Source organism: Bradyrhizobium sp. Kon37 (assembly GCF_055807535.1).
In genome coordinates, this window is sequence record NZ_JBVVOY010000002.1 from 283,785 (window position 1) to 300,714 (window position 16,930).

The window sequence follows — 16,930 nt, forward strand, 5'->3', positions numbered from 1 at the left end:
GGCACAATTGGGCTGGCGCGCCAAACAGCCGTTGCAATGGCGAGGGCCCACCATCTAGGCTAGGATCGTTAGGGGCAGGATGGTTTTGCCGGAGGCGAAAAGCCGCGGCGGAACAACGGGATCAATCTCGAGGACAACACCATGCGTGTGGCGGCAGGACTGATATTGGCGAGCGCGATGTCTCTGGCGATGACGGGCGCGGCATGGTCGCAGACCCCGGCTGCAAAGCCCGCTGTCGCGACGCAGGCCGCACCGGCGGCAACACCGGCTGCAGCTGCGCCCGCTGCGGCTCCGGCACCCGCTCCAGCAGCAGCAGCCGCGCCGGCGGGCTTCGTCAATCCGCCCCCGCCAAAACAGGCGCCGCAGCCCGCCCGCGCAGCGTGCAACACGCCGGGCGCGCTCGGGGTCGCCCGCACGGTCGAGATCGACACCACCGGTGGCCCCGGCTTTGGCTTCGAGCATTTCAAGGAGCTCGACTTCCTGCGCGACAAGGAGGTGGTGCTGACGTTCGACGACGGCCCTTGGCCGAAGAACACGCCCGCGGTGCTGAAGGCGCTCGCCGACGAGTGCACCACCGGCATCTTCTTCTCGATCGGCAAGCACGCGACCTACGAGCCGGAGATCCTCAAGCAGGTCTACGCGGCCGGCCACACCGTGGGCACCCACACCTGGTCGCACGCCAATCTCAACAACAAGAAGCTCACAGAAGCGCAGCGCAAGGAAGAGATCGAGAAGGGTCTTTCCGCAGTGAAATGGGCGCTCGGCGGCATCTCGCCCTCGCCGTTCTTCCGCTTCCCGGCGCTCCAGCATCCGCCGGAGATGGTCACCTATCTCGGCAACCGCAACACGGCGATCTTCTCCTGCGACATCGACTCCTTCGACTTCAAGGCCTCAAAGCCCGAGAAGGTGGTCGAGACCGTCATGAAGAAGCTGGACGGCAAGGGCAAGGGCATCATCCTGATGCACGACTTCCAGAAGCACACTGCGGAGGCCCTGCCCGAGTTGCTCAAGCGCCTGAAGGCCGGCGGCTACAAGGTTGTGGCGATGCGCGCCAAGTTCCCGGCCTCTACGCTGCCGGAATACGACCAGGAGCTGCTCAAGGACGTCAAGCTGCCGACGGTGAGCACCCGGCCGGTCAACAGCGTCGTGACGACGGTTTCCGAATAGCCGCGCCTTGTCCTTTCGCATCGAGGGCTACGTCATCGTCTCCGCGGACGGCATGCTCGCCGACGCGGCGCATGTCATGCCCGACAGCCTGAAGTTCGAAGGCGACAAGCTGTTCTTCGAGCAGGCGCTCGATCGCGCTGCGCTGATCGTGCACGGCCGTCACTCGCACGAGCAGCAGCCGAATTCACCCAAGCGCAAGCGCCTGATCCTGAACCGCAAGATCAAGGCGCTGACCGTCGATCCCGAAATGCCGAACGCGACCTTGTGGAATCCGGACCACGCCAGCTTCGAAGACGCCTGCGCGTTCGCCGATGTCGCTTCCGGCACCGTCGCAATCATCGGCGGCCCCCTCGTGTTCGACATGTTCATGGACCGCTACGACACGTTCTGGCTGTCGGAAGCCCCGCATCTGCGGCTGCCCGGCGGCAAGGGCTGTTTTGTCGAAGTACCGGCGCGGACGCCTCAGCAGGTGCTGGCCTCACACGGGCTGAAGCCGGGCGCGCCGTATCTGCTCGACGCCGCGCATGACGTGACTGTCACGCCCTGGCGCAGAACATAGTGGTTTGGCCGTCACACGTCGCCGTAGGCCGCCTCGGCCGGACGCGTGGCGCGGCCGTAGCCCATGATCATGAACAGCGCGCCGATGATCGACAGGTTCTTGAGCGCGTCGACCAGCATCTTGCCGTTGTCAGGCGGCACCTGGTTCCAGAAGTCGTAGAACAGGAAGGTCGCGACCGCGACATAGATGATCATCAGCATCGCGAAGAAGCGCGCGCCGAAATTCAGCGCGATCATCACGCCTGCGATGATCTCGAGCACGCCGACCGCGATCGCCAGCAGTTGCGGCGTCGTCATGGCCGTCGCCGTCTCGACCTGCTTGGCGTAAGGCGCGATCATGTCGGGCACCACGACCTTGGCGGCGATGAAATCAACGGTCGCCTGCATGGCAAACAGTCTTGCCGCGCCTGTGTAGATGAACAGCACGGCGAACAGTATCCGCCCGAAAGTCACGAACGCTGGCATGATCGGCCTCTTTGCTCAGGCTTTTTGAAACCGGATTTTGACGAAAGCACTGAAGGATTATGGAGAGTCATTCGCCGGTTTACAAACGGGGAAATGGCGAAAGTCGTTTTGAAAGCATCGAAGTGCCGACGCGCGGCAAGTGCGCTCCCTCGCCCCGCTTGCGGGGAGAGGGTTGGGGTGAGGGGGAGCCTCGGCGGGGACGGTGAAAGTTGGACTCGCGGAGAGTCCCCCTCACCCGAATTCGAGCTGCGCGCGAATTCGACCTCTCCCCGCAAGCGGGGCGAGGTGAAGAGCCCCGCCCCTACGTAAACAGCGTCGGCTGCTGCCGCGACGCGCGCTCCTGCGCTTCCACCACAGCCACTGCGGTCATGTTGAGGATGCCTCGCGCCGTCACCGACGGGGTGAGGATGTGGGCCGGGCGCGCCGGGCCGATCAGGATCGGACCGACGGGCAGCGCGTCCGCCAGCGACTTGATCATCTGATAGGCGACGTTGGCGGTGTCGAGGCTTGGCATGATCATGATGTTGGCCTCGCCCTCGAGGTTGGAGTGCGGCAGCACCATTTTGCGCGCCGCGGACGAGAGCGCGGTGTCGCCCTGCATCTCACCGTCAGCCTCGAGCTCCGGATGCTTCTCCTTCAGAAGCTGGGTCGCCCGGCGCATCTTGCGCGAGGATTCCGTGTCGTAGCTGCCGAAATCCGAATGCGAGACGAAGGCGATCTTCGGCTTGATGTTGAAGCGCTGGACGTGGACCGCCGCGAGCGAGGCAATCTCGGCGAGCTCTTCGGCGCTCGGATTGGGCCGCACCTGGGTGTCGGCGATGAAGAAGGCGCCCTTGCTCGTGATCAACAGCGCCAGCGCCGCATAGTCGCTGATCCCCGGCGTGAACCCGACGATCTCGCGGACATGGCGAAGATGGCTCATGTAGCGGCCTTCGACGCCGCAGAGCATGGCGTCCGCCTCTCCGCGCACCACCGCGAGCGCCGCGATGACGGTGTTGTTGGTGCGCACCACCGTGCGCGCCGCATCCGGCGTCACGCCGCGGCGGCCGGCGACCTCGACATAGGACTGCACGTAGGAGCGGTAGCGCGGATCGTCCTCGGGATTGACGAGATCGAAGTCCCTGCCGGCCTTGATCGACAGGCCGAAGCGCTCGATGCGGGCCTCGACCACCGACGGACGTCCGACCAGGATCGGCGTCGCCAGCTTCTCTTCCAGCACCACCTGGGTGGCACGCAGCACCCGCTCGTCCTCGCCTTCGGCGTAGATCACACGCACCGGTTGGGTCTTGGCCTTCGCGAACATCGGTTTCATGACGAGGCCGGAGCGGAAGGCAAAGCGCTCGAGCAGCGCGGTGTACTCGTCGAAATTGGTGATGGGCCGGGTCGCGACGCCGGAATCCATCGCAGCCTTGGCGACCGCCGGCGAGATTCGCAAAATCAACCGCGGATCAAACGGAGACGGGATCAGCGAGCCCGGGCCGAAACCTTGCGTCTCGCCGGTGTCGAAGCCCTGCGCGACCGCATCCGACGGCGCCTCGCGCGCGAGCTGCGCGATGGCCTCGACGGCGGCGAGCTTCATCTCCTCGTTGATCGCGCTGGCGCCGACGTCGAGCGCGCCGCGGAAGATGAAGGGGAAGCACAGGACGTTGTTGACCTGGTTCGGATAGTCGGAGCGGCCGGTGCAGATCATGGCGTCGGGACGCACCTTGCGCGCCTCCTCCGGCATGATCTCCGGCGTCGGATTCGCGAGCGCCATGATGAGCGGCTTGTCACCCATCGCCTTGGCCATCTCGGGCTTGAGCACGCCCGGTGCCGACAGGCCGATGAAGATGTCGGCGCCGCCGATGACGTCGCCAAGCGTGCGCTTGTCGGTCTTCTGCGCATAGACCGCCTTCCAGCGGTCCATCGTGGTGTTGCGGCCCTCATGCACCAGGCCGTCGATGTCGCAGACCCAGATGTTCTTGCGCTGCGCGCCCATCGACACCAGCAGGTTCAGGGTCGCGATCGCCGCGGCCCCTGCCCCCGATGCTACGATCTTCACGTCGGAGAGCTTCTTGCCGTTGAGTCGCAGGGCGTTGGTGACGGCGGCGGCAACGATGATCGCGGTGCCGTGCTGGTCGTCATGGAAGACCGGGATCTTCATGCGCTCTTTCAGCTGCGCCTCTATCTCGAAGCATTCCGGTCCGCGGATGTCTTCCAGATTGATGCCGCCGAAGGTCGGCTCGAGCGCGGCCACGGTCTCGACTACGCGCTCGATGGTGTCGGCCGCGATCTCGATGTCGAACACGTCGATGCCGGCGAATTTCTTGAACAGGACCGCCTTGCCCTCCATCACCGGCTTCGAGGCCAGCGGACCGATATTGCCGAGGCCGAGCACGGCGGTGCCGTTCGAAACCACGGCGACCAGATTGGAGCGGATCGTCAGCGTCGCCGCTTCCGCCGGGTTCTTGGCGATCTCCAGGCAGGCGGCGGCGACTCCCGGCGAATAGGCCAGCGCGAGGTCGCGCTGGTTGGCAAGCGGCTTGCTTGCCTGGATCTCGAGCTTTCCGGGGCGCGGCAAACGGTGATAGGCCAGCGCCGCCTGGTGGAGATCATCGGAATAAGACGACATGCGGTGTCTCGCCTCGCGTTACCGGCCTCAAACTACGTTGTCCCGACCGGCCCGCCTCCGGGTGGTATTTCCGGGTCATGGAAACGGGATGAAGCACGTCGGGCGCCCCGGTGGCAACATCCGATTGCGGCCCCATCAACAGGGCGCGCGGTCAAATATCTGATAGCGCTCACTTTCCCTGGACCGCGCGTTGCTTTGCGAATATGGCAGGTTGCGCAGTGCAAAACGAGCAACTGGAGCTGGGAATGAAGCGAATCCTGATCGGCCTGATCGTCGCGGCCGTGGTGGCCGCGGGCGGATGGTTCGGCTTCAATCTCTACGCAAAGCATCGCGTCACCGCCGAGATCGAGGCGGCTTTCGAGCAGATCCGCTCCAGCGGCGGCAAGGCGAGCCACGGCAAGGTGGCGTTCGATCTGACGAGTCGGACGTTGACGATCGAGGATATCGCGGTTGAGCCTGCCAACCAGCCACAGGCGCATGTCAAGATCGCCGCCATCAAGGGCGTGGGCATCCGCCAGGTCGAGGAGACACGCATCGCGGCCGACAGCATCGATGTCTCGGGCTTCGAGGTCGCGCTCGACGAGGTCGGCCCCGGGAAGCTGAAAGTCTCCTACAAGGTCCCGCAGTTGACCATGCGGGATTACGTCGGTCCCATTCATGCTCAGAACGCGCCGGCGTCAGGCTCCCTGATCGACATGTACCGTTTCGTGCTCGACCAGTACGCAAACGTGACGGCTTCGTCCGTGATAGCGCCAACCCTCGCAGTCGCCTTCGATGCGGGCAAAAGCGCCGGAGGCAGTGGCGAGGTCGTCTATTCGGGCCTCGCGATCCAGAAGCTCGGCCAAGGCAAGATCGCCGCGATCAAGGCGGAGCGCGCCAGTTTCACGATCAACGTGCCGCAGCCGGGCAAGGCGGACAAGCTGACCGGCGAGGTGTCCGACATCATCATCAATGATTTCGATTCGACTGCGATCGCCGCTGCGCTCGATCCCCAGAAGGCCGACGACGACAGCTATCATCGTATCTACGGGCAGATGTCCAGCGGCACTTATGTCGTGACCTCGACGCTCGGCATCCGAATGCAGGTCGACGGGATCGCCATCACCGACATCGCGGTGCAACCATCGAAATTCCGGCCCGCCGAGATCCTGGCGCTGCTGCCGGCGGACAGCTCGGCCCCGCCGACGCCGCCGCAATCGCGCGAGATCATGGAAAAGCTCGCCGGGTTCTATGAAGGCCTTCGCGTCGGCAAGATCGAGATCGGCACCATGTCGATGACGACCCCGCAAGGGACGCCCCGGCTTAGGTCCATCAGATACCAAGAGGGCGAGTTCGCGCTCGAAGGCCTCGATGCGCCGACGCCACAAGGGCAAATCAAGATGGAGCGCTTCGCACTCAAATCGTTCAGCATCACGAACCTTATGCGGTGGGCGGCGAGCCTCACCCATCCCGGACAGCCGCCCTCGCCGGCTCAGATGCTGGGCCTGTTTGGCGTGCTCTCGGGCGCGGAGATCAAGGGCGTGACCGCGCCGTTCAAGACCACCAAGAAGCTGGTCATGATCGACACATTGAGCCTGGACTGGGGGCAGATGGTCGGCTCGATCCCGAGCAAGGCGCATGTGGTTGCCAAATTTGTCACGCCCACAGATCCTTCCGATCCGAAGCAGCTTCCATTGCTAGCCGCCGGCTTAGACAAGCTCGCGATCGACCTCGATCTCGGCGCTGTCTGGACAGAATCGTCAAAAGGCTTCGTTCTGACGCCAGCGACCCTCGACATCGGAGGGGTCGCAAGAGCGCAATTGCATATCGCGCTCGGCAACGTACCACGCGAGGTGTTTTCGGCCGATCCGGCCCAGCTCATGGGCCAGGCGGCCCGGATCGAGGCGGGCACGCTCGAATTCTCATTGCGCGACAGCGGCGTCGTCGATCTCGTCGCGGCACAGTTCGCGCGCATGCAGAATGTCAGCCGCGATACCGCACGCCAGGCGCTCGTCGAGAGCATCAAAGCTAAACGGGAGCAAGTTGCTTCCGCCAATCCGGATGCGAACGCGGCCGTGGACGCGATCGCCCGCTTTGTCGAGACGCCGGGCCAGACGCTTTCCATCAAGCTGTCGCCGCGCGCCAAGGCCCCGCTGCTGCAATTGATGCAGCTCTTGCAAACCGACCCACAGAGCGCGCTTGCGCAGTTCAGGATCGAGGCGTCGACGGGGCTGTAGGGGACGACGCTGCGCGCGGGGACGGCAGTTGGAGCGGCGAAAATCCCTCCCCGTCATTGCGAGCGAAGCGAAGCAATCCAGAGTCCCTCCGCGGAAAGATTTTGGATTGCTTCGCTTCGCTCGCAATGACGATGTGGAGACAGCCTCACTTCTGCGGCAGATTCACCTTCACATGCAGCTCGCGGAGCTGCTTGGTGCTGGGCTCCGACGGCGCGCCCATCAGGAGGTCCATGGCCTGCTGGTTCATCGGGAACAGCGAGATCTCGCGCAGATTGTTGGTGCCGCACAAGAGCATGACGATGCGGTCGACGCCGGCGGCCATGCCGCCATGCGGCGGGGCGCCGTACTGGAAGGCGCGGTACATGCCGCCGAAGCGATCGACGACTTCCTGCTCGCCATAGCCGGCGATCTCGAACGCCTTCACCATTGCTTCCGGCACATGGTTGCGGATACCGCCCGAGGCGATCTCGTAGCCGTTGCAGGTGATGTCGTACTGGAACGCCTTGATGGTCAGCGGGTCCTGGCCCTTCAAGGCATCGAGACCGCCCTGCGGCATCGAGAATGGGTTGTGCGAGAAGTCGACCTTCTTGTCTTCCTCGTTGTACTCGTACATCGGGAAGTCGACGATCCAGGCCAGCTCGAACCGCTCCTTGTCGGTAAGGTTCAGCTCCTCACCGACCTTGTTGCGGGCCAAGCCTGAGAACTTCCAGAACTTGTCGGGATCGCCGGCGACGAAGAACGCGGCATCGCCTTCCTTCACGCCGATTTGTGCGCGGATCGCGGCGGTGCGCTCAGCACCGATGTTGTTGGCAAGCGGACCGGCACCTTCGCCGCCCTCGCGCCACATGATGTAGCCGAGGCCGGGCTGGCCCTCGCCCTGCGCCCATGAATTCATGCGGTCGCAGAAGGCGCGAGAACCGCCGCCCGGCGCCGGGATCGCCCAGACCTGGTTCTTGGGGTCCTCCAACATGCGCGCAAACACCTTGAAGCCGGAGCCGCGGAAGTGTTCGGACACATCCTGCATCTCGATCGGATTGCGCAGGTCCGGCTTGTCGGATCCGTATCTGCGCAAGGCTTCCGCGAACGGAATCCGGCGCCAGCCCTTGGTCACCGGCTTGCCCTTGGCAAACTCCTCGAACACGCCGGTGATGACAGGCTCCATCGCGGCGAAGACGTCTTCCTGCGTGACAAAGCTCATCTCGACGTCGAGCTGGTAGAACTCGCCCGGCAGACGATCCGCGCGCGGGTCCTCGTCGCGGAAGCAGGGCGCGATCTGGAAATAACGATCGAAGCCCGACATCATCAAGAGCTGCTTGTACTGCTGCGGGGCCTGCGGCAGTGCATAGAACTTGCCGGGATGGATGCGCGACGGCACCAGGAAGTCGCGCGCGCCTTCCGGCGAGGACGCGGTCAGGATCGGCGTGTTGAACTCGAAGAAGCCCTGCCCCTCCATCCGCCTGCGCATCGACTTGATGATCTCGACGCGCGTCATGATGTTCTGGTGCAGCTTCTCGCGACGCAGGTCGAGGAAGCGGTACTTGAGGCGGATGTCTTCAGGGTATTCCTGGTCGCCGAACACCGGCAGCGGCAGGTCGCCGGCCGGGCCCAGCACCTCGATCTCGCTGACATAGATCTCGATCTTGCCGGTCGGCAGATCGTCATTATCGGTGCCTTCGGGGCGGCGGCGGACCTTGCCGTCCATCTTGACCACGAATTCCGAACGCAGCTTCTCGGCCTGCGAGAACGCCGGCGAGTCCGGATCGACCACGCACTGGGTCAGGCCGTAATGGTCGCGCAGGTCGATGAACAGCACGCCGCCGTGGTCGCGAACGCGATGGACCCAGCCTGAAAGGCGGACCGTCTCGCCGATGTTGCTCTCGCGGAGCGCGCCGCATGTATGTGACCGGTAGCGATGCATGGTCGTTCCAAAATCAATGTCGGAGGGGTCGAATCGAGTAGGCCAAATGGCCTATCCAAAAGTTCGGCAGGGTTTACCCGACGAGGCCCCAAGCGGCAACCAAGGGAACGCCCTGTTTTCGGCTGGAAGTGCCCATTTTTGCCCAATCCGGGCTCAAGCCTTTGCCGTCCGGCGTTCCACGCCTATCTTGAGGCCATGACAGTCCATTTCCCGTTCCAGAACTCCTATTCGGCGCTGCCGGACAGCTTTTTCGCCCGTGTCGCACCGACGCCGGTGGCGGCGCCCCGGCTCATCAAGCTGAACCGGCCGCTGGCGGTCCAGCTCGGGCTCGATCCGGATGTGCTGGAGACCCCTGAGGGCGCCGAAATCCTGGCGGGCAAGACGGTTCCCGCCGGCGCCGATCCGATCGCCATGGCCTATGCCGGCCACCAGTTCGGGAATTTCGTGCCGCAGCTGGGCGACGGACGGGCGGTGCTGCTCGGCGAAGTCATCGACAAGGATGGCATCCGCCGCGACATTCAGCTCAAGGGCTCGGGACCCACCCCGTTCTCCCGCCGCGGCGACGGTCGTGCCGCGCTCGGGCCGGTGCTGCGCGAATACATTGTCAGCGAAGCGATGTTCGCGCTGGGCATTCCGACCACGCGCTCGCTCGCCGCAGTCGTCACCGGCGAGCACGTCATCCGCGAAACCGCGCTGCCCGGCGCGGTGCTGACCCGCGTCGCCTCGAGCCACATCCGCGTCGGCACCTTTCAGTTCTTCGCCGTCCGCCGCGACACTGACGCGATCCGCCGGCTCGCCGACCATGTCATCGCCCGCCACTATCCGGATCTGATCGGCAGCGAGCGGCCCTATCACGCCCTGCTCGCCGGCGTCGTCGCGCGCCAAGCCAATCTGGTCGCACGCTGGCTGCTGGTCGGCTTCATCCACGGCGTGATGAACACCGACAACTCGTCGATATCAGGCGAGACCATCGATTACGGTCCGTGCGCTTTCATGGATTCCTATAATCCGGCGCAGGTGTTTTCCTCGATCGACGAGATGGGCCGCTACGCCTATGCCAACCAGCCGCGCATCGCACTGTGGAATCTGACCCGGTTGGCCGAATGCCTGCTGCCGCTGTTCTCCGACGATCAGGAAAAGGCGGTCGCCGAAGCCCAGGACATTCTCGGCGCCTTCTCCGAGACGTTCAGCGACGCCTATCAGGCGGGCCTACGCAAGAAGGTCGGCCTGTTCACGGAGCGCGACGGCGACGATGCGCTGATCCAGGACCTGCTCGACGCCATGGCGAAGAACCAGGCCGATTTCACCCTCACCTTCCGCAAGCTTGGTGACGCCGCTGGCGATCCGACAGCCGACGATGCACGCGCCCAGTTCATGGACCCCGCCGCCTTCGACGAGTGGGCCAGGCGCTGGCACGAGCGCACGGCGCTTGAGCCGCAAACCGCAGCCGAACGGCAAGCCGCCATGCACGCCGTCAACCCGATCTTCATCCCGCGCAACCACCGCATCGAGGCCGTGATCCAGGCCGCGGTGAATGATGACGACTACGCGCCGTTCGAGGAACTTGTGAAGGTGCTGGCGAAACCATTCGAGGATCAACCGGACTACGCGGCATACGCCGATCCCCCGCTGCCGGAGCAGCGGGTGTTGCAGACGTTTTGCGGGACGTAAAACTCGGTGCGTAGGGTGGATTAGCCGAAGGCGTAGCGAGCAGAGCTTGTGGACGCCTGGCTCCACCGGAACCGCTGTCATCAAACTGAAACACTCGCACTCTAACGGCCTGTCAGGGTCGTCTTGCCGGAGGCGCCCACCCTCCAACGATCCTGACAAGCGCCATGCCCTTCAAATTCATCCACGTCACCGACACGCATCTCGCGAATCCCGGGCTGAAGCTGTATGGCCTCGACCCGCGTGCCCGACTGGACGCTGCGATTGCCGACATCAACGAGCATCAGTCCGATGCGGCTTTCGCGGTCGTGACCGGCGACCTCACCCATTGGGGCGAGCCGGAATCCTACGCCAATTTCGCAGACGCAATGTCCGCGCTGAGAATCCCGTACATCGCCATGGTCGGCAATCACGACCGCCGCGTCAGCTGCCTCGATAGCCTGAAATCCGCCCCGCGCGATCCGAATGGTTTGGTGCAGGGCACGCGCACCACCGAGCACGGCCTGTTCGTCTTCCTCGACACGCTCGACGAGACCAGCCACGCCGGCGAGATGTGCGCCAAGCGCCTGGGCTGGCTCGCAAGCACGCTCGCGGCCGCGCCGGCGGACATGCCGTTCGTGGTCTTCATGCATCATCCGCCGTTCCCGGTCGGCGTGCACGCCATGGACGAGATCGCGTTGAAGCAAAGCGCGGAGTTCGCCGAGGTGATCGCGCCCTACCGATCGCGCATCCGCCACCTCTTCTTCGGCCATGTGCACCGGCCGATCTTCGGCAGCTACGGCAAAATTCCGTTCTCGACGCTTCGCGGCACCAACCACCAGGTCTGGTTTGAGCTCGACGCCGCCGCGGCCGAGCATCTCGCCAGCCATGAGCCGCCGGCTTACGGCGTGGTGCTGATCGACGGCGAGAACCTGGTCGTGCACAGCCACGACTTCCTCGACACCAGTCTGCGCTTCCCCTTCGAGCCACCGGCGGGAGTGGACGGCCGCGACTATGCGCTCACTTTCCCGGCGCAATGAGATGAGCTTCGCAGAATCCGCGGCTCTCCCGGTCGCGGCGTCGGCGCCGGCACGCCTTCACATCGTAAGGCGGTTTTGTCACCGCTTCAAAACGTCGCTGCCGGCTTATCTGCTGCTGCTGCCCTCGCTCGTCTTCCTCGCGCTGTTCACCTATGGCGCGATGGGCCGCGTCCTCGTCGACGCGCTCTATCAGCGCGCCACGCCCAGGGCGCCGGTTCGTTTCGTCGGTCTCGACAACATCGCAGCGGTGCTTGCTGACCCGGCCTTCACCGGCGCGGTCGTCAACAATCTCGTTTATGCCGTCGGCACGGCGATCCCCAGCATTGGCCTCGCGCTGCTGTTCGCGCTGGCGCTGTCGCGCACCAACGCGTTGACCAGTGCACTGCGCGCCGCGCTGTTCCTGCCGGTGCTGATCCCGATGGTCGCAGCGTCCGCGCTGTTCCTGTTCATCTTCCTGCCCAATGTCGGGCTGCTCGACTATTACATCGGCCGTTTCCTGCCGGTGCTGCCGAACTGGCTCGGCGATTCCGACATCGCGCTCTATGCGATCATGGTCATCACGATCTGGAAGAACGCCGGCTACTACATGCTGTTCTTCCTGGCCGGCCTCCAGGCGGTGCCGGGAGACGTCATGGAAGCCGCACATCTCGACGGCGCCGGACCGTACCAGCGACTGCGCCACATCATCCTGCCGGAACTCAAGCCCACCTTCCTGTTCGTCACGGTCATCGCCACGCTCAACGCGGTCACGCAGGTCGACCACGTCTTCGTCATGACCAAGGGCGGGCCGTCCAACGCGACCAATCTCGTGCTGTTCTACATCTACCAGCAGGCGGTCGAGCATTACGACATCGGCAAGGCCTCGGCAGCGACACTGCTGACGCTTGCGGCGCTGATGGGCCTCACCGCGCTCTCCTTCCGGACGATGGCGAACCGCGAGGGCGGCTCATGAAGCTGATCGACTGGCTGCTCAAGGACGCCCCGCTCGCCACCCGCCGCGAGATCACGCCAAAGCTCGGTTTTGCGCTGACCGTGCTGCTCGCGGTGGTCTGGCTGATCCCGTTCCTGTGGATGGGCGTGGCGACGTTGCGTCCGGCATCCGACGGCATCAATCTGATGGCCGAGCTGATACCGAGCCTGAAGCCGACGCTCGACAACGTCAGGGACGCCTGGGAAATCGGCGATTTCCCGCGCTACACCCTCAACACCATCATGATCTGCACCGGCATCCTCCTGGTGCAATTCGTCACGATCACGTTGGCGGGCTTTGCCTTTGCCCGGCTCGACTTCGCGGGCAAGACGCTGATCTTCTATCTGTTCCTGATGCAGCTGATGCTGGTGCCGGTGCTGCTGATCGTGCCCAATTTGAGCCTGGTGGCGCAGCTCGGCCTCTACGACACGCTCACCGGCGTGATGATGCCGTTCTTCGCTTCCGCCTTCGGCACCTTCCTGATGCGCCAGGCGTTCGAGGCTATCCCGACCGAGCTGGAAGACGCTGCCCTAATCGACGGCGCCAGCCTGCTCCAGCGCATCCGCCACATCTACGTGCCACTGTCGATGCCGAGCTTTTCCGCCTTCGCGATCATCTCGGTCACCAGCCACTGGAACGACTTCCTGTGGCCTCTGATGGTGATCAACTCGCCGGACAAGCGGCCGCTCACGGTCGGGCTCTCGGTGTTCACCGCGACCGCCGAAGGCACGCAGGCCTGGGGCACCATCGCCGCCGGCACGCTGATGGTGATCGCACCGCTGCTCGTCACCTTCCTGATCTTCCAGAAACGCTTCATCAGCTCTTTCGTCACCTCAGGCATCAAATAGGAGATTTCTCGATGCTGTTTTCCCGCAGGCTCATGCTTGGCCTTGCCATCGCAGGCACTTTGGCAAGCGCCCTCACCTTCCCGGCGCTGGCCGAAGGCCCGACCGAGATCGACCTGTTCTTCCCCGTTCCTGTCGACGGCAAGCTCGCCCGCGACATGGGCACCCTGATCAAGGAATTCAACGACACTCATCCGGCGATCAAGGCAACCGCGGTCTACACCGGCTCTTATGACGACACGCTGATCAAGACGCGCGCCTCGATCAAGGCCGGCAAGCCGCCGGCTGCCGTGATCATGTCGGCAAACTTCCTGCTCGATATGCAGATCGAGAACGAGCTCACAAACCTCGATCCCTTGATTGCCGCCGACGGCACCACCAAGGAGCAGTTTCTGGGTCAGTTCTTTCCGGCGCTACAGGGCAACGCGGTGATCAACCGCTCGGTCTACGGCGTGCCATTCCACAATTCGACGCCGCTGCTCTACATCAACGCCGACAAGGCGAAGGAAGCGGGCCTCGATCCGAGCAAGCCGCCGCAGACCTGGGCTGAACTCACCGACTGGGCCAAGAAGCTCACCAAGCGCGAGGGCGACAAGGTCACCCAATGGGGCATCGCCATCCCCTGCGCTTACGACTATTGCGGCTGGATGATGGAAACGCTCACCATGACCAATGGCGGGCGCTACTACAACGAGGAGTTCGGCGGCGAGGTCTATTACGACACGCCCTCGATGCTGGGCGCGCTGACCTGGTGGAACGACCTGGTCACCAAGCACAAGGTTCACCCGCCCGGCGCGACGCCTGGCCCGGCCGTCAGCACCTCCTTCATTTCCGGCAATGCCGCGATGATGATGCTCTCGACGGGCTCGCTGACCTATGTGCGTGACAACGCCAAGTTCGCCTACAAAGTCGCCTTCATCCCGCGCAACGTCCGCAACGCCGTGCCGATCGGCGGCGCCTCGCTGATCGTTCCGGCGGGCCAGGAAGCCGACAAGCAGAAGGCCGCCTGGACGCTGATCAAGTGGATGACCTCGCCCGAGAAGAGCGGCTGGTGGAGCCGCGCCACCGGGTATTTCGCCCCAACATGGCCGCCTACAAGACGCCTGACATGGTCGAATTCCTGAACAAGAACCCTGACGCCAAGACCGCCGTCGAGCAGCTCGACGTCGCAAAGCCGTGGTTTGCGACCTACAAGACCGTGCCGGTGCGCAAGACGCTGGAGGACGAGGTCATGCTGGTCCTCAACGGCAAGAAGCAACCGAAGGAGGCGCTCGTCGCCGCTCAGAAGGCCGCGGACGAGACGCTCAAGCCGTATAACGCGGAGACCTCGCTGAAGCTGCCGTAAGGCGGGCTCATCACGAACAAAACTCGGCGCTCCGCCAACCGGGGCGCCGAAGACGTTTTGGAAGACCCAATCACGGCCGACGGGATGGTGGGTCAAGCCCTGGGCCACCTCACCTCTACACGCTGGAGGTGTGCGATCGATCCTGTCATGCTGGCACGATGAGCACAGATGTCTGGGACTAAATTTACACCGTCAACAAATATCACGACGGACCAGAACTTGGCGTTGCCGACTATCTGGGAAAGCCGCACGTCTACGAAAGGCAGTTCGACGCGGAGAGAGACGACTACTCATCGCGCTTCCTGCTGAGCCCTATCGATCCGGATTTGCTTTCGTTGGTGCTTGAAGATTGGGAGATCTGGCTGCGGTGGGACAGTACCTACCGGCAGGGAAAGACTCCCCACAAAACCCACCCCGCCCTGCCCGAGGACCGTCAACGTCACGACGAACTCACGAAACTGATCGGCCAGCGCCTCAATGCTGATCCCGAGCACGGCCTCAGCAAATGGGCCCGGTTCAAATCCGAAAAAGTTCAGTGGGTCGACGCGCCGACGGAGCCTTTGGCCGGGGCGACTGACTGATCCACCAGAGCCCCCATTAACCCCCCATCCACCATCCGGCCCGGCCCGCCGCCGGTAACCACGAGCATTAACAGACCCTCAACGCACCCCAGACAAGTTTAGCAATGTTTCTGAGGGGTTTTGCCGTGGATCTGTTGGTTTTCGAGTTCCTGGGGCTGGCGCTGGTTGCCATGTGCGTGGTCGTCGTGGCGCTGCCTTGCGCGCGCAAACCCTCCCGGCGGGTCCGCTACGAATAGGATTTTCGTCGGAAAATGCGATTCCGGCCCAAATGCAAGGCTCGAATTCGCTTCGAGCCCCTTGACATCACAGCGCTTTCGGCAGAACGGCTGATGGACTTGTCATGGGCCGTTCATGGATTTGATTACCACCACCGCTGACCTTGCGGCTGCCTGCAGCCGGCTGGCCAAGCACCCCGTCATCACCGTCGATACCGAGTTCCTGCGCGAGACCACCTATTACCCGCTGCTGTGCGTGGTGCAGATGGCCAGCGCCGAGGAAGCGATCGTCATCGACACCCTGGCCGCGGGCATCGACCTCAAGCCGTTCTTCGAACTGATGGGCAACGAGGGCGTGTTGAAGGTGTTCCACGCCGCCCGCCAGGACATCGAGATCATCTGGCACCAGGCGGGCATCATCCCGCACCCGGTGTTCGACACCCAGGTCGCGGCCATGGTGCTCGGCTACGGCGACAGCATCGCCTACGACGCGCTGGTCGAGAAGGTCACCGGGCACCGCCCGGACAAGACCCATCGCTTCACCGACTGGTCGCGCCGGCCGCTGACCAAGGAGCAGATGCACTATGCCGTGTCCGACGTCACGCATCTGCGCGACGTCTTCGCAGCGCTCGATGCCGACCTCAAAAAGCGCCGGCGCAGCGAATGGGTCTCGATCGAGATGGAAGTCCTGACCTCGCCCAAGACCTACGACTTCCACCCCGAGCGCGCCTGGGAACGGCTCAAGACGCGGGTGCGCAAGCCCAAGGACCTCGCAGTCCTGATGGAGGTCGCCGCCTGGCGCGAGCAGGAGGCGCAGAGCCGCGACGTGCCGCGCGGCCGCGTGCTGCGCGACGAAGCCGTCAGCGACATCGCGACCCACGCGCCGAATACGATCGAGAAGCTCGCAAACCTCCGCTCGGTGCCGAAGGGTTTTGAGAAATCCAAATGGGGCGCCGACATCGTCGCCGCCGTCGAGCGCGGGCTGGCGCGGGATCACGCTACGCTGCCGAAGCTGGAAAAGCCGCGCAACAACAACAATGGCGCCGCGATCGTCGAGCTGTTGAAGGTGCTGCTCCGGATGACCGCGGAGCGCCATGCGGTCGCCAGCAAGGTGATTGCGACCGTCGATGATCTCGAGGAGATCGCGGCCGACGACGAGGCCGACGTGCCGGCGCTACGCGGCTGGCGCCGCGAGCTGTTCGGCGAGGCCGCACTGAAACTAAAGCGCGGCGAGCTGGCGCTGGCGGTGGAGAAAGGCCGCGTGATCGGGGTTCAGCGGGCGGAATAGTCCCCGATCCGCCTCCGGTGTCGTCCTGGCGAAAGCCAGGACCCATACCGCGAAATCTATCGTG

General features: G+C 64.1%; 12 protein-coding genes and 1 pseudogene. 10 read left to right on the forward strand and 3 right to left on the reverse strand.

Annotated elements, in window-relative coordinates; genetic code table 11:
- Positions 1 to 141 precede the first annotated feature (141 nt).
- Both AC0L3J_RS05610 and AC0L3J_RS05615 read left to right on the forward strand, forming a co-directional pair.
- Positions 142 to 1,167 carry a polysaccharide deacetylase family protein gene (locus AC0L3J_RS05610; RefSeq protein WP_456764622.1) on the forward strand — a complete coding sequence of 342 codons (1,026 nt, stop codon included), beginning with the start codon at positions 142 to 144 and terminating at the stop codon, positions 1,165 to 1,167.
- 7 nt (positions 1,168 to 1,174) lie between these two features.
- Entirely contained in the window at positions 1,175 to 1,726 is a 552-nt protein-coding gene (locus AC0L3J_RS05615; protein WP_456764623.1) for a dihydrofolate reductase family protein, read from the forward strand.
- An 11-nt stretch (positions 1,727 to 1,737) separates the two neighbouring features.
- Here AC0L3J_RS05615 and AC0L3J_RS05620 read toward each other — a convergent pair whose 3' ends face one another.
- Together AC0L3J_RS05620 and AC0L3J_RS05625 are read right to left on the reverse strand one after the other, a co-directional pair.
- On the reverse strand, positions 1,738 to 2,190 hold the full coding sequence (locus AC0L3J_RS05620; protein WP_027569710.1) for a DoxX family protein: 453 nt from the start codon (positions 2,188 to 2,190) through the stop codon (positions 1,738 to 1,740).
- A gap of 301 nt (positions 2,191 to 2,491) precedes the next feature.
- Positions 2,492 to 4,801, reverse strand: a complete 2,310-nt coding sequence (locus AC0L3J_RS05625; RefSeq protein ID WP_456764624.1) for an NADP-dependent malic enzyme — start codon at positions 4,799 to 4,801, stop codon at positions 2,492 to 2,494.
- A gap of 245 nt (positions 4,802 to 5,046) precedes the next feature.
- On the opposite strand from AC0L3J_RS05625, the gene AC0L3J_RS05630 reads away from it, so the two are divergent.
- Positions 5,047 to 7,017 carry a hypothetical protein gene (locus tag AC0L3J_RS05630; protein ID WP_473346326.1) on the forward strand — a complete coding sequence of 657 codons (1,971 nt, stop codon included), beginning with the start codon at positions 5,047 to 5,049 and terminating at the stop codon, positions 7,015 to 7,017.
- Positions 7,018 to 7,162: 145 nt separating this feature from the next.
- Here AC0L3J_RS05630 and aspS read toward each other — a convergent pair whose 3' ends face one another.
- Entirely contained in the window at positions 7,163 to 8,935 is a 1,773-nt protein-coding gene (gene aspS, locus AC0L3J_RS05635; protein WP_473346327.1) for an aspartate--tRNA ligase, read from the reverse strand.
- A 195-nt stretch (positions 8,936 to 9,130) separates the two neighbouring features.
- Here aspS and AC0L3J_RS05640 point away from each other — a divergent pair, with 195 nt between their 5' ends.
- The 7 genes and pseudogenes from AC0L3J_RS05640 to rnd all read left to right on the forward strand — a co-directional run bounded on the left by AC0L3J_RS05640 (position 9,131) and on the right by rnd (position 16,866).
- A complete protein-coding gene (locus AC0L3J_RS05640; RefSeq protein WP_456764627.1) occupies positions 9,131 to 10,606 on the forward strand; it encodes a protein adenylyltransferase SelO in 1,476 nt (491 codons plus the stop codon).
- Between the two features lie 164 nt (positions 10,607 to 10,770).
- A complete protein-coding gene (locus AC0L3J_RS05645) occupies positions 10,771 to 11,622 on the forward strand; it encodes a phosphodiesterase (protein WP_473346328.1) in 852 nt (283 codons plus the stop codon).
- 1 nt (position 11,623) lies between these two features.
- Positions 11,624 to 12,574 carry a carbohydrate ABC transporter permease gene (locus AC0L3J_RS05650; protein ID WP_456764629.1) on the forward strand — a complete coding sequence of 317 codons (951 nt, stop codon included), beginning with the start codon at positions 11,624 to 11,626 and terminating at the stop codon, positions 12,572 to 12,574.
- The gene (locus AC0L3J_RS05655; protein ID WP_473346329.1) at positions 12,571 to 13,440 is read left to right on the forward strand and encodes a carbohydrate ABC transporter permease; all 870 of its coding nucleotides are present in this window, start codon (positions 12,571 to 12,573) and stop codon (positions 13,438 to 13,440) included. Before AC0L3J_RS05650 ends, AC0L3J_RS05655 begins: the two co-directional genes overlap by 4 nt.
- 11 nt (positions 13,441 to 13,451) lie before the next feature.
- Positions 13,452 to 14,782 (forward strand): annotated as a pseudogene (locus AC0L3J_RS05660) (ABC transporter substrate-binding protein).
- Positions 14,783 to 15,117: 335 nt separating this feature from the next.
- Complete coding sequence (locus AC0L3J_RS05665; RefSeq protein WP_473346330.1) at positions 15,118 to 15,363, forward strand: hypothetical protein; 246 nt, start codon at positions 15,118 to 15,120, stop codon at positions 15,361 to 15,363.
- Positions 15,364 to 15,714: 351 nt separating this feature from the next.
- The gene (rnd, locus tag AC0L3J_RS05670; RefSeq protein ID WP_027517566.1) at positions 15,715 to 16,866 is read left to right on the forward strand and encodes a ribonuclease D; all 1,152 of its coding nucleotides are present in this window, start codon (positions 15,715 to 15,717) and stop codon (positions 16,864 to 16,866) included.
- The last annotated feature ends 64 nt before the right edge of the window (positions 16,867 to 16,930 follow it).